The organism is Ignavibacteriales bacterium (assembly GCA_016709765.1).
Lineage (GTDB): Bacteria > Bacteroidota > Ignavibacteria > Ignavibacteriales > Ignavibacteriaceae > IGN3.
Genome location: JADJMD010000012.1, coordinates 67,633 through 81,504, shown reverse-complemented (window position 1 = coordinate 81,504; position 13,872 = coordinate 67,633). Strand labels below are relative to the sequence as shown.

10 protein-coding genes are annotated in these 13,872 nt (G+C 34.3%); 3 read left to right on the top strand and 7 right to left on the bottom strand.

Annotated features, from left to right (window positions below):
- The first annotated feature begins 61 nt into the window (after positions 1 to 61).
- From IPJ23_06350 to IPJ23_06340, 3 genes are read left to right on the top strand one after another with little or no spacing between them, the layout of a single operon-like run.
- The gene (locus IPJ23_06350; protein MBK7630302.1) at positions 62 to 739 is read left to right on the top strand and encodes an ABC transporter ATP-binding protein; all 678 of its coding nucleotides are present in this window, start codon (positions 62 to 64) and stop codon (positions 737 to 739) included.
- Between the two features lies 1 nt (position 740).
- On the top strand, positions 741 to 1,901 hold the full coding sequence (locus IPJ23_06345) for an ABC transporter permease (GenBank protein MBK7630301.1): 1,161 nt from the start codon (positions 741 to 743) through the stop codon (positions 1,899 to 1,901).
- A 17-nt stretch (positions 1,902 to 1,918) separates the two neighbouring features.
- Positions 1,919 to 3,088, top strand: a complete 1,170-nt coding sequence (locus tag IPJ23_06340) for an ABC transporter permease (GenBank protein ID MBK7630300.1) — start codon at positions 1,919 to 1,921, stop codon at positions 3,086 to 3,088.
- Positions 3,089 to 3,236: 148 nt separating this feature from the next.
- Here the strand turns inward: IPJ23_06340 and IPJ23_06335 are convergent, their stop codons facing one another.
- The 7 genes from IPJ23_06335 to lysF all read right to left on the bottom strand — a co-directional run bounded on the left by IPJ23_06335 (position 3,237) and on the right by lysF (position 13,857).
- Entirely contained in the window at positions 3,237 to 4,109 is an 873-nt protein-coding gene (locus tag IPJ23_06335) for a patatin-like phospholipase family protein (GenBank protein ID MBK7630299.1), read from the bottom strand.
- A 47-nt stretch (positions 4,110 to 4,156) separates the two neighbouring features.
- Positions 4,157 to 4,708, bottom strand: coding sequence for a transposase (locus IPJ23_06330; protein ID MBK7630298.1), 552 nt, complete (start codon positions 4,706 to 4,708; stop codon positions 4,157 to 4,159).
- A 29-nt stretch (positions 4,709 to 4,737) separates the two neighbouring features.
- A complete protein-coding gene (locus IPJ23_06325; GenBank protein MBK7630297.1) occupies positions 4,738 to 6,300 on the bottom strand; it encodes a citrate lyase subunit alpha in 1,563 nt (520 codons plus the stop codon).
- 16 nt (positions 6,301 to 6,316) lie between these two features.
- Entirely contained in the window at positions 6,317 to 8,971 is a 2,655-nt protein-coding gene (locus IPJ23_06320) for a TonB-dependent receptor (protein MBK7630296.1), read from the bottom strand.
- Between the two features lie 50 nt (positions 8,972 to 9,021).
- Positions 9,022 to 10,221, bottom strand: a complete 1,200-nt coding sequence (locus IPJ23_06315) for an HpcH/HpaI aldolase/citrate lyase family protein (GenBank protein MBK7630295.1) — start codon at positions 10,219 to 10,221, stop codon at positions 9,022 to 9,024.
- 103 nt (positions 10,222 to 10,324) lie between these two features.
- Positions 10,325 to 11,758, bottom strand: a complete 1,434-nt coding sequence (locus tag IPJ23_06310; GenBank protein MBK7630294.1) for an MmgE/PrpD family protein — start codon at positions 11,756 to 11,758, stop codon at positions 10,325 to 10,327.
- Positions 11,759 to 11,886: 128 nt separating this feature from the next.
- The gene (gene lysF, locus IPJ23_06305) at positions 11,887 to 13,857 is read right to left on the bottom strand and encodes a homoaconitase (GenBank protein MBK7630293.1); all 1,971 of its coding nucleotides are present in this window, start codon (positions 13,855 to 13,857) and stop codon (positions 11,887 to 11,889) included.
- Between the last annotated feature and the right edge of the window lie 15 nt (positions 13,858 to 13,872).

The following is a 13,872-nucleotide window of genomic DNA, read 5'->3' as shown; positions in this document are numbered from 1 at the left end:
GATTGCTTCATCCCTTCGGGATTCGAAATGACAATAAAATTAGAATTAACTTGGAGAATAAATGGCAACATTGATTAACGTTCAAAATGTTTCTAAATCCTACTGGAGAAATAGTATTGAAATACCGGTGTTAAATAATATTTCTATAACTGTTGAACAAGGAGAATTTCTTGCACTGATGGGACCATCAGGTTCAGGTAAAACAACTTTGTTAAATCTTATAGCTGGAATTGATAAACCTAGTAACGGGAATATTATTATTGATGGAACTAATATTTCGACATTAGGTGAGTCAGCACTTGCAAAATGGCGTGCAAACAATGTTGGATTTATTTTCCAATTTTATAATTTAATTCCGGTTCTAACCGCATTTGAAAATGTTGAGTTACCCTTATTACTCACAAACCTTTCAAAAGGGCAAAGAAAAAAACAGGTGGAAACAGCATTAACTCTTGTAGGACTTGGTGATAGAATGCACCACTCTCCAAAACAACTTTCAGGAGGACAGGAACAAAGAGTTGCTATAGCGAGAGCGATTGTTACAGATCCTGTTTTAATTGTTGCAGATGAACCGACGGGTGATCTTGATAGGACATCTGCTGAGGAAATTCTTACTTTGATGGAAAGACTTAATAAAGAATTTCAAAAAACAATTATTATGGTAACTCACGATCCACACGCAGCAGAACGAGCAAGAATTATAAAGCAGCTTGAAAAAGGCGATCTGGTAGGAGCATAAAATGAAAATATTAAAACTCATTTTCAAAAATGCACTTAGACACAAACTTAGAACGTCTCTAACAATCCTAGGAATTGTAATAGCTGTTGTTGCATTTGGATTACTCAGAACCGTTGTTACGGTTTGGGATTCCAGTGTTGATGCCGCTTCAGCGAATCGCTTAATTACTCGGCAGGCTGTATCATTTCTATTCCCTTTACCTTATGCCTATAGAGATAAAATTAAAGCAGTAGAGGGTGTTAAAACCGTGAGTTATGCAAACTGGTTTGGAGGTATTTATAAAGATAGAAATAATTTCTTTGCTCGATTAGCTGTTGATCCTGAAACTATTTTTGATGTTATGCAAGAGTTTTTAATCTCGGATGAAGAACTTGCAAACTTTAAAAAAGAAAGAAGTTCCTGCGTGATCGGAGAAAGTATTGCAAAAGAATACAATATTAAAATCGGTGATCAAATGGTATTGGAGGGCGATATTTTTCCCGGAAGATGGGAATTTATTGTGCGTGGTATTTATAAACCACAGAATAAAAATACTGATGGTACACAGATGTTGTTTCATTGGGCTTATGTTGATGAAAGAATGAAAATTGAATCTCCTGTTCGAGCTGGTGAGGTTGGATGGTATATTGTTTTAATAAAAGATCCGAATAATTCTGCGGAAATATCAGATCAGATTGATGCGATCTTTAAGAACTCTGCAGCTGAGACCAAAACTGAAACTGAAAAGGCATTCACTCAAGGATTTGTTTCTGCATCTGGCGCAATTATAACTGCTATGAATTTTATGTCATTCGTGATAATCGGAATTATTATGCTGGTGCTGGCAAATACAATGATAATGTCAGCAAGAGAAAGAACTCGTGAATATGCTGTTTTAAAAACTTTAGGATTCTCTGCATTCCACATTGTTGGTTTAATATTAGGCGAATCAATGGTGATAGCTTTAATAGGAGGCGGAATTGGTGTCGCACTAACATATCCAATTGTTGCAGGATTTGAACAGGCAATTCCGAAAGGTTTTTTCCCGTTCTTTTTTATAGAGCCAATTACAACTATTCTCGCAATGAGTGCAGCAATATTAATCGGTGTACTTGCATCAATTTTTCCAATTCAGCGAGCACTTAAAACAAAAATTGTTGATGGTTTTAGATTTGTAGGATAATACAATAAGGGTTTTTTATGAAAATTCCATTTAAATATACTTTTAGAAATTTTAAAGCAAGAAAACTGACTGCAGTAATAACGGTTTCTGGCATTGCAATGGTTGTGTTTGTCTTTGCTGCCGCTTTAATGATGGCATACGGAGTTGAAAAAACTCTTGTATCTACTGGATCTGCAGATAATATTAAAGTACTTCGTAAATCTTCGCAAGGAGAAATTAGTAGTATAATGGATGGAGATACTCAAAATATCATTCGTTCTCTTCCTCATATCGCAAAAAATAGTGATGGCAAGTTAATGATTTCTGCTGAACCTGTTGTTATTATCAATTTGGAGATTAAAGGCGGTGGAATGAGTAATGTTACCGTTCGAGGAGTATCTCAAACTGTTTATGAACTAAGGGATCAAATAAAATTAGTTGAAGGAAGATTATTTAATCCATCTCTAAGAGAATTAATTGTTGGAAAGTCAATTAATAATAAATTTAAAGGTGCTCAAATCGGAAGCAAAGTTAAATTTGCCGGTGATGAGTGGGAAATAGTCGGTTTGTTTGAAGCTGACGGCAGTGGATTTGAATCTGAAATGTGGGGTGATGGTCAACAGTTGTTAAATGCATTTAATCGTGGAGCAAGTGTTTCTACTTTAACTTTGAAGTTAGATGATATGGCAAATTATGAAGAGTTCAAAAGATCATTTGAAACTGATAAGAGATTACTTGCTTTTGAACCAAAGATTGAACAAAAATATTTTGAAGAACAATCAGAGTACCTTGCTGGATTTATTAGAGTTCTGGGAATATTTATTACTATTATTTTTAGTTTTGGAGCAACTATAGGAGCAATGATTACCATGTATTCTGCTGTAGCAAATAGAACTGTTGAAATAGGTACTATGAGATCTCTTGGTTTTAGCCGGAGAAGTATATTAGCAGCATTTCTATTTGAAGCATTATTAACTTCCGTCGTTGGTGGAATTATTGGGCTTTTTATAGCATCTTTTCTTCAGTTTTTTACGATTTCAACTTTAAACTGGAATTCCTTTTCTGAACTTGCATTCTCATTTTCACTTTCACCATCAATTGTTATTTCATCATTAATTTTTGCTGTGGCTATGGGGGTATTAGGGGGATTTTTACCATCTGTTCGTGCAGCAAGATTAAATATTGTTAATGCATTAAGGGCAGGATGACTTGGAGTCCACCTTAAAGTTTAGTTAAAAATCTAAAAAGATGAAAATGATTATTGGAGAGTGAATTTGCATAGTTAAAGGTGGCCTCCAATTAGAACTGCAATCTATTCTATGGAACGTTTTAAGTGTAGGCCATCTTGAAGATCGACTACACGAGCAATTTATCCAGCTGTCGTTTTAATTCCTCTTTGGCTGAGTCAGCTTGTTTAAAGATCAGTGCAGCTTTTACAAAATCAAAAACTCTCACATCAAATATTTCCGGTCTAATATAAATATCAGGTCGTAGAAATTTTAATCTTTCTTTTATTATGGAATTCTGCATAGTCTGATAAGTTGTAAAAACAGAATCAAATGTTGGAGGAATTTCACTTTCATTCTGTGCTTTAAATGCAGTAACGTCAATAGCTATTGTTATATCACAATGATCCATTATCAAATCAAATGGAAGAGGATTAACGGCACCTCCGTCAATTAAAATTCTGTTTTTAATTTTAACCGGGGTAAATAATCCTGGCAAGGAATAACTAGCTTTTATTGGCTGAATCAAATCACCTTTTTCAAAAATCACAGCTTCTTTTTTCCAATAATCAGTAGCAACTATCTTTAATGGAATTTTTAATTCCTCAAACCTGGAAACTTTTAAATGATTTTTCATATAGTTCTGAAATTTCTCACCTTTTATAAATCCAGACCTTATGAACTGCGGATCAAACATTGTAAAAAGCTTAACTATATCTGATTTGAGGAGAAAATCAAAGACAGAATCGCTTTTAGGATTGATAAGTTGATTAAGAATTTCTTTCATCTCCTTTGCTGAAAATCCAGCAGCATAAAATGCACCCACAACTGCACCAATACTTGAACCAGCAATAATTGAAGGTTTTACTCCGAGTTCATCAAGTGCTTCAATCATCAAAAGATGAGCAATCCCACGCGCACCGCCAGCACCAAATGCAATACCTATGGACTTGGAGTCCACCTTAGATTTTAAATTAGCAATATTAGAAATTCTGCTATTCATAATAATTAGATAACCTCAAATAACTGAAGGTGGCCTCCAAGTTGCGATTAATGTAATTCATAAATAAAATTATTCTTTTCAACTGTTGTTAACGAAAATAATTTGAAAGACTCAGTAGAAGTAAATTTGTTTTGGATAAAAGTTTTATCAACTAAGGTTCCATTTCGTAAGCCGACGTAATCCTGATAACTCGAAAATTCCCAATCTTCTAAATTGTTAACAAGGTATTTCCTATTAGGATTTTGATGAATATATGAAATAACAGTAAGCAGGCTTTTATCATCCGCAATTAGTTTTGTTTTTGTATGTTGCTGGAAGAGACTACCAATTCTTGAGAAAGACTTGTTGACAGCTTTAGTGTAAGAACTTAAAAGTAAGCCGATGTTTTTCTTAATTATTATTAAATCATTGGATTTTACATAAACAGAAAAATGAAAGTGATCCGGCATTAAACAGTAAGCAAGTGTATTAACAAATGGTGATACATATTTTCTGTACTTCGATAGAAAATAAATGTAATTATCTCTGCTTCTAAAAAGTAACTCTTGGTTATTAGAACGGTTATATAGATGATAATATTTATTTGGTTCAAGCTCCATAGAATCTACTTAAATAAAGTGAAGGCCACCTATAAGGTGGACTCCACTTTGAAAACAGAATCCAAAACAGTTCCATCAACCCATTTGATTATTGCCACGACTTTATCTTTATTTAGTTTTGGTTTAGATGGAGCACCGCCACAAATTTCATCAACTTCTTTTTTAATTTGCTTAATGTCTTTTATTGGCAGTCCTGAATTCTTAACAGCTTCTAGTAAATCTTTTCGCAATGGATTAATCGCAATTCCTCTTTCTGTTATGATAACATCAATCAATTCTCCTGGTCCGCATAAAGTTGTAACACTATCCACAATAACAGGAATGCGATCTCTAAAAGAGGGAATAGCGAGAATTGTACATTTTGAATACAAACAATTCTGCCAACCGCCGATTCCGTGTAACAAATAACCATCTGAGTGCGTAACTACGTTAGCATTAAACTTAACATCAACTTCGGTTGCTCCAAGTACCGCAGTATCAACAATTGATGCAAAGTTTCCTTTTCCGTGAAAATTGTAACTGGTAAATGGAGATGTGTTCACGTGATTTACATTTTCACGCATACTTCTTACACCTTCAAGATCAAAAGTTTGACCATCAAGAATGTAATCAGTCAATCCTTCTTCCAAAATCTCAACTAAATATTTTGTACTTCCGCCGCGCATAAATCTTGCTTTAACACCGGCAGCTTTCATCTTTTCTTTTAGGAAAAGGACAAAAGCAAGATTAGTTCCGCCTGCACCAGCCTGAAGTGAAAAACCATCTTTCATAATTCCGGCGGCTTCAATAAAATCCGCAACATATTCAGCAATCAATAAACGATCTGGAGATTTTGTTACTTCAGTAGTTCCGCTTACAATTTTTTTAGGATCGCCGAGTGATTCAACTTCAACAACAAAATCTACATTACCCCCTTGAATCTGCCAAGGAACACAAGGGAAGGGAATAAGATTATCAGTTACAATTATTACTTTATCAGCATACTCAGAATCGCCAAGAGCAAAGCCAATTAATCCACAAGCTGATTTACCGCGATCACCGGTTGCATTTCCAAAAGGGTCTGCTGTTGGAGCAAGTATAACAGCAATATCAATGTGTACTTCTCCATCCTGCAATGATTGATATCTTCCTCCGTGAGAACGGAGAACACCGACACCTTTCATTTTTCCTTCTGTAGTAAATTTGCCAAGAGGTCCGTTCATACTTCCTTCAATGTGATGAATTGTTCCATCTTCTAAATATTTTATTAAGTGTGAATGAACAGGAAAACTTGCTGAAGGAAACCATCGAATATTTTTAATTCCCATTTCTTTTACTGTATCGAACAACATATTTGTTACAGCATCACCATTTCTTAAATGATGATGGGTTGAAATAGTCATTCCATCTTTTAGTCCGGCTTTTTTTAATGCAGTTTTTAAATCCTTAACAACTTTATTTCCATCAGATGGATAATCAATACAGGTTCGAATCGGAGGTTTTGCTTTCACTCCTGTAGGCTTGTATTTATTAACTCCTTTAAAAGGAATTTGAGTTTCTCCGTTTACTTCTGTTGGAACGAATCTTCCTGCTGCATTTTTTACTAGTTTCATATTTAAATCTTATAGTTTAATAATTAAGTTTTATTCCAAAGCCAATTTGTCTAGGTGGACCGTAAAATGTCTGTTGTCCTCCACCAGGATTATAATCAACAAGTAATTGATGTAATTGGGTGATTTGAGCCCATTTTTCTTCAGAATAATTTTGAGAATAGTATAATGTGCTAAAGCCATCATCATCCGGTTTTCCTGTGTTAGAAAAAACATTATAAATATTTTGATTGTCAAATAAATTTACCGCATAAAGATAAACATCTAAATTCAAATCATTCGAAATAATAAAACTTTTTTCAATCTTTAAATTAAAATTTAAAATTGAAGGAGTATAATCTTGTACAATATATCGTTCTCCATCACGCATTCCATTATACTCGTAAATAATATTAACAAACGAATGACCATCATTATAATTAAATAATAAAGAGAAATTTAATTCATTGAAAATATCTGAAATATTGTTAAGGGATGAAAAATCATAAACTAAGAGAGTATTAAAATTAATTTGGTTTATTCTTGGGGAATTAATGCTATAATCAATGAAATCGGTGCCGTCAGCAATAAATGAGTAATAATTTGCCAATTCTGTTGCTTTTTGAATACTTAATACTGAACGTATTTTAATTCCTCTAAAATAATATTCTAATAAAAAGTCTATTCCATTAGCGTCCATGCTTCCATTATTACTTAAATATCTATAAGATTGATATGGTGAACCGGATACTGTTTTTTGTATTTCTTGTCGCAGCATATTTCTTGAAGTTTTATTAAAGTAAACCATTTTCAAATTAAGATTAATAACAGGGTTATAGTTTATACCTAATTCAATGGATTGATTTACAATTGGTTTTAAATCTTGTACATTAGAAAATATCTGATTTCCAGCTCTTAGTTTCTGTCCTAAAGAATAAATTCCTTCATAAATATTTGAATATGGATGACTTTGAACATTTTGCGAATAACTTGCTGTGAAAGCCAAATTATTAATTGCCTGAAACTTTATAGCTGCTTTGGGAGAAACAAAAGACTGCGATTCAATATCTATCAAACCGGAACTAATCAATTCTCCAGATTGAAAAACTATCGTTTTCTCCGGAGCAATTGGATCAATCATTTTTTGGAAATCATAATCGTAATAATCATATCTCAATCCTATATAAAATTGAAAATTATTAAATGCGTCAAAGTGGTCCTCAATATAAAAGGAATAGTTTACAGGTATAGGAGCACTATCATTTTTCGTTCCTATTAGATCATAACCTATATTATTAACACCTCTGCTAATAAGTACAAATTCTTTTAATTCATTTTCAGTAAAGTTGATGAATGGAGGAACCAAACTAGCGCTATAAAGATCACGGGCAAGTCTTGCCTGTCCGAGTAATTGCCACAACCCAATTGTATTTTGAGTATAGTCGCCACCAATTCTAATATTGTGATTTTCCAATTTATAATTTACAGATCCTGATAAAGTAATTGACTTCTGAAAAGATTTTTGATGATCAATTCCTGGATAACCATCAACAATAAAATAGTTACCTAAAATAAATTTATTGGAAGGCAAGGTATACCTGCCCATACGTCCATTGTTAATATCATTTTCACTTCTATGCCATATTATTCCGGCATTAGCGTTTGCAACACTGTCTCCATAGGACCAGTAACGATCACCTAAATATTGGTCTGTTGTAATATCATCTTTATAGGAATAGTTCCCGCTTAAAGAATATGATAACTCGTCATTTATGTTATGATCAAATTTAATATTAAATACTCTACCATCGTTATTCACTAACCCAATTCTGGAGTTTAGATAATCTGAGATGTGATTTCTTTCGGTAAAACTATTTTCATCAAAATAAATTCCAGATGCTTTTATTTTTATATTGTCAAAATCAAATAAAAGTGTAGAAAGAAAATTAATATTCTCAAATGAATTGAATGAAACAATTCCGGCAGGAAGATCAATAAAGATTGAATCGGGAAGAAGCCCTGGATCTAAACTATTATCGAATTTCAGATTATCAGCGCCAGGATATCTTTGCGGATTTTTATCCCGTTGAAAAAGATAATTAACATTTGCAAAAAATCTTACATTAGGAAAATATAACGGACCACCTATACTTATGTTGGTTTCATTATGTCCGTAATAATATGCTCCTAATCTTTTCTTACCAGAAAAAGGATTATTTGTAAAAGTTATGTTGTCACTCAAATGTTCGGCTTCAAAACTAATTTTATCACCACCGGTTCTCAAAGTATAATCAAATAAACCGGAAGATACATTTCCAAAATCATTTGGGATAAATCCATTATAGTAATCAATTTTTTCAAATACATTTGGATTAAGAAAAAAAGAATTTCCACCGGAAAATAAATCATTAAACTTTACACCATCAATAAAAAATCCTGTTTCATAACTCTCTCCACCTCGGATATAGAAATCTTGAAAATACGAAACCACTCCGGGAAAAATTCTATTTAAATTATTTTGATTTTTAAACGGCAATTTATTTAAAATCGAATCTGCGATTGTATAATGAATAATACTTTCTTCAGATAGAATTGTTGAATCAGGATTTATTTTGTAACCTATAAAATTTAAACCACTAGCATATAAATGTGTACTTAAAAGAACAAAACAAATTGAACATATTAATATCTTCATAATCTTCTCCCTTAAAGTTTATGAGAATGACATTAAGCCATTCCTCCCAATTAAATTAACTTATTAAGTTTGGCAAGATGCATTATGTTTTGTGCACGCTTAACTACAGGCGGATCAATCATTTTACTCCCGAGTGAAACAACGCCCAATCCTTTTTTCTGAGCTTCTTCAAATGCCTGGACAATTTTTTTAGCTTTTTCAATTTCCTCAGCGGTTGGTGCAAAAGCTTCGTGCACAACTTTTATTTGTCTGGGATGAATGCATCCTTTGCCTTCAAATCCAAGTGACTTAGCTTCAATAACACTTTGTCTCAATGCTTCCATATCCGCAACATCAGAAAATACCGTATCTATTGCCTGTATTCCTGCTGCTTTAGAAGCGTTAACAAGCATTTGTCTCGCAAAAATACTTTCTCGTCCTTCGTTTGTGCGTTGAGTTCCGATATCTGCAGTATAATCTTCTAATCCGATAGCAAGTGAGCATATTTTTTCGGAAGCAGAAGCAATTTCATAAGCTTTAATTACTCCAAGTGCGCTTTCGATAATTGGCATAAAGTAAATTGGATTATCTACTTTGTATTGCTTTTTGATTTTATCAACTTCTTTTTCTAACTGATGAATTTGTTCGGCTGATTCGCATTTTGGAAGTAAAATTACATTTACATTATTAGGCACAATATATTTTAAGTCATCCAACCCTTTTGGAAGTTGGTTGATTCGAACCATTCGTTCTGCACCATAAAAATCAACAGAGCGCAAGGAATTTCTTACCAGAAGTTGTGCCGAATCTTTTTCTGTTGGAGCAACACTATCTTCAAGATCAAGAATAATCCCGTCTGGAGAGTGGAGACCGGCATTTACAAAAAACTTTGGTTCATTACCTGGCAGATAAAGTCTGCTTCTGCGTAGCTGGTCTTTTTTTGTTGAATATAAATTCTTTTCGTGCAAGGGAAGCAAGTATTCTTTCTTAAGATCAGGAAATAATCTTTTAACAGCTAGTTCAAATCGTGCAGCAAGAACAAATGGAAGTGCTCCATTATCTTCCAGCAAAATCTTTGCATCCTTCAGTCCAAAGAATTTACACATATCAAGAATCATTTGTTTTATTGATTCTCCATACATTACATCCACTTTACTCTTTAAATCAATTTTAATTCCACCTGAGTTTTTCAACTCAATTTCAAAATAACAATCAGAACGAACTGAATCGCCGCGTTTTCCGGCTGTACTTTTTTTAATGTTTTGTTTCATATTATTCCTTTTAAATTGTCATTGCGAGGAATGGAATGAAGAAGCGATCTGTAACTTTGACAGATTGCTTCTCCCGATTTTATCGGGATCGCAATGACTTAAATTAGACAATGAGCTTTTTCATAAACTCTCTTGCAGTCATTAATTCTGCACTAAAGATTGCATCTTTAATTTCTTTTCTTCTGCCAGCAACAAGTAGCTGTGATGAAAGTGCTTCAAATTTATTGTCAAGGTCTTCCATAGTCATTGGCTCACGTGGATCACCTTTAGGATATTCTAAATATTCTGAAAATTCCCTTCCATCTTTTGTCCTTACAATAACTTTACTCGGTTGTTTTGCAGGAAACATTTTTTCAAACTCTACCGATGGCTCACCTTTAATTCTGTCAATTACTTCCCAGATTCTTGGATCTTTTAATTTTTCATCTGAGAAAGATTGTGTTGTTACTTTATGATCAACCAATGCTGCAGCTATACAATAGGGAAGTGAATGATCCGCTGTTTCTCTTGATTCAGGTCGATACTTATGTGGATCAAAAAGAATATCATAAGCTTGTGCTAAAGTTGTAAGTGTAACAGTTTCAATCTGATCGTAACTGATATTATTCTTCGTGACAACATTTAATGTAGCAGAAAGGTGTGTATGAGTAAGCGCCTCAGTTGGAAATGCTTTCATTCCACACTCAAGAATTTTATATGACTCACCAAGTCCGCCAATAAGTTTATCAATATTCCATTTCCACTCAGAAACTCCATCTCTACCTTTCATACTTTGCGGCTCAACTTTGTTTTCTTTTGCATTGAAGCCAAGGAAGCAGTCCATAAAACCTTCTTTACCTTCAAAAACGGCTTCAGTTCCTGTGTACCCACGTCTTGCCATAAGCGCAGCAAAAACTCCAGCTTGTGTTGCCATTGGATCAACCGTGTTTTTCATCATTGTTAATTTGCCAGCTGTAGGACATCCGATGGTATGACTATGACTTCCGCTTATTCCAATTGCGTTTACCATTTGATCAACTGTTAATCCTAGAATTTTACCGGCAACAATTGGAGAAACAAATTGTGTTAATGTTGCGTGATGCCATTTGCGTTCACGAATTCCCGGGACTGCAAACTCGCAAAGTCTTTGCTCAAATTCATACGCAAGAACAATCGCTGTAATAACTTCTTCCATCGACGCACCAACCATTTCTGCAACGGAAAGTGCAGCAGGAATTATATCTGATGGATGTGAAGGATCTTCCTTCCAGTAAATGTCATTAAAATCCAAAGCGCGTATCATTAATGAATTTACAAGTGTTGCATTAACGGCTGGAATTTTATCTCCAAATCCTATAACTGTTGCTTCTTCTGTGCCGCCCATATCATGATAGATGTTTCGGATTATTCTTACGTCTTTTGTGTGATATCCACCGAAGGCACATCCAACTGAATCATATAAATATCTTTTCACTTCGTGAATTACATTTTGTGGTAAATCTTTGTACTGCAGATTAACTGCAAATTCTGAAATTGTTCTTGAGATTGATTTTTGCATAAACATTCCTTTAATTTTAATTGTAATGTCATTGCGAGTGAAACGAAGCAATCTTTGTTATACTTAAGATTGCTTCACTCTCCCAAAGGGATGCCTATGGCAGAAGACTCGTTCGCAATGACTTGTTTTTATAAATTCTTTTTAACCCAATCTTCCAAGCCACCAGTTACAACTAACTCCTGCGCAGCTTCACCAACCGGATCGATAGAATAAGTTTTGTTATCAAATGTTAAAACTGAGTTTTCAAAATCTATCTTTACATTCAATCCTGATTTTACTGTAAGCTTATTATTTCCGTATTTAGATTTCAAATCGTTTACTAGCTGCGGACATTCTATTAACAAATAACCATTGTTAAGTGCATTACGTTTGTAAGTTTCGTTAAAAGTTCCAGCAACTACTAATTGAATTCCTTTATACTTTAACGCTGTTGCTGCTTGCTCACGAGATGAACCTGTTCCAAAGTTAAATCCACCAACAAGAACATCACCTTCTTTTGTAATCTTAACAAATTCAGGGTCGTAATTTTCCATAACAACCTCTGCCTGCTGCTGCGGAGTCATATCATCATTGTACGTGTACTTGCCCGGATAAATTCCATCTGTGTTTAAATTATCCTGATAACAAAAAATTAATTCGCCTTCAACAACCGGTTTAAATCCATTTATAATTTTTACAGAAGATTTAGTTCCAGCTTTTTTCTTATTTATTTTGATTGATCCTTTCAATTCTCGATGTTCTTTATTTTTCCAATCATAGTCAATCTTACCAGAAATTGCAGATGCAGCAACAACTGCAGGAGATGCAAGATAAGCTTGTGCACTTGGTGATCCCATTCTGCCTTTAAAGTTTCTGTTAGTTGCTGAGATTCCAACTTCACCATCTTCAAGCAAACCGGTTCCGAGTCCAATGCAAGGTCCGCAGCCGGGAGGCAATGGAATTGCACCAGCTTCAATTAATGATTGCCAATAACCATATCGTTCTGCTTCTTTTTGTACTTCACTCGACGCAGCAGCAATATAAAATTTTACTTTCTCAGAGATCTTTTTTCCTTTTACGACTGCAGCAGCTTCTGCAATATCATCAACTCGACTGTTGACGCAAGAAACAAGATATGCTTTATTGATTGCAATATTTTTTTCTTTTAGTTCTAAAACAGCAGCATAAGTTTTAACAGTGTTAGGTCCGGAAACAAAAGGTTCAATTGTTGAAAGATCAATTGTTAATTCTTTTGCATAAAATGCGTCAGCATCTGCTTGAGGAATATTGTGCTCAAGTTCTTCAATTCGTTTAGGATTAATTCTTGGATGTTGACCTCTACCATCAGTATCAGAAAAAACTCCTTCAAGTCCCCGATGTTCAATAAATCTTTCTCGCTTTTTTAACCATAAAATTGTAGCTAAATCGATAGGGAAGACACCAGCAAGCGCACCCCATTCAGTAGTCATATTTGCAATTGCTAATCTTTCATCAATTGTGAGATAGCGAATCCCATCACCAACAAATTCAATTGCGTGATTAAGAACTTCATCGTGATTAAAGAATCCGCACAAAGCAATGATAACATCTTTGCCGGTTACACCTTGTCTTAAGCTTCCTTTAAGTTCAACTTTTGCAATTTGTGGAACTTGCCACCAGGTTCTTCCTGTAGCCCAGATTGCTGCTGCGTCTGTTCGCACAATTGGGGTTCCAAGACAACCTAAGCCGCCATACATATTTGAATGAGAATCTGAAGCAACAACCATTGTTCCTGGAAAAGCATAACCTTCTTCACACATTATTTGATGTCCGATTCCACGACCAGCAGGATAAAAATCTGCGCCCATTGATTTTGCAAACTCTTCAATCTTTTTATACTTCTCTAAATTCTTTTCTGATTTATCCTGAACATTGTGGTCAAGGGTATTTACAACTTGTCGTGGATTAAAAAGTTTTGTTGCACCGATGGACTTGAATTTAGGAATGACAGCACCGGTATTATCATGCGTCATTACATAAGCAGGTCTAATGGAAAGATAATCACCAGCCTGTACTAGCTGATTTGGATCTAATCCCACAGCAAAATTTTGAGCTATTTTTTCGATGAGAGTCTGTGTCACTATGTTCTCCTTTTC

Coding starts and splice junctions, on each gene's coding strand:
- IPJ23_06350 (MBK7630302.1), top strand. CDS start 62: ATGGCAACATTGATTAACGTTCAAAATGTTTCTAAATCCTACTGGAGA.
- IPJ23_06345 (MBK7630301.1), top strand. CDS start 741: ATGAAAATATTAAAACTCATTTTCAAAAATGCACTTAGACACAAACTT.
- IPJ23_06340 (MBK7630300.1), top strand. CDS start 1,919: ATGAAAATTCCATTTAAATATACTTTTAGAAATTTTAAAGCAAGAAAA.
- IPJ23_06335 (MBK7630299.1), bottom strand. CDS start 4,109: ATGAATAGCAGAATTTCTAATATTGCTAATTTAAAATCTAAGGTGGAC.
- IPJ23_06330 (MBK7630298.1), bottom strand. CDS start 4,708: ATGGAGCTTGAACCAAATAAATATTATCATCTATATAACCGTTCTAAT.
- IPJ23_06325 (MBK7630297.1), bottom strand. CDS start 6,300: ATGAAACTAGTAAAAAATGCAGCAGGAAGATTCGTTCCAACAGAAGTA.
- IPJ23_06320 (MBK7630296.1), bottom strand. CDS start 8,971: ATGAAGATATTAATATGTTCAATTTGTTTTGTTCTTTTAAGTACACAT.
- IPJ23_06315 (MBK7630295.1), bottom strand. CDS start 10,221: ATGAAACAAAACATTAAAAAAAGTACAGCCGGAAAACGCGGCGATTCA.
- IPJ23_06310 (MBK7630294.1), bottom strand. CDS start 11,758: ATGCAAAAATCAATCTCAAGAACAATTTCAGAATTTGCAGTTAATCTG.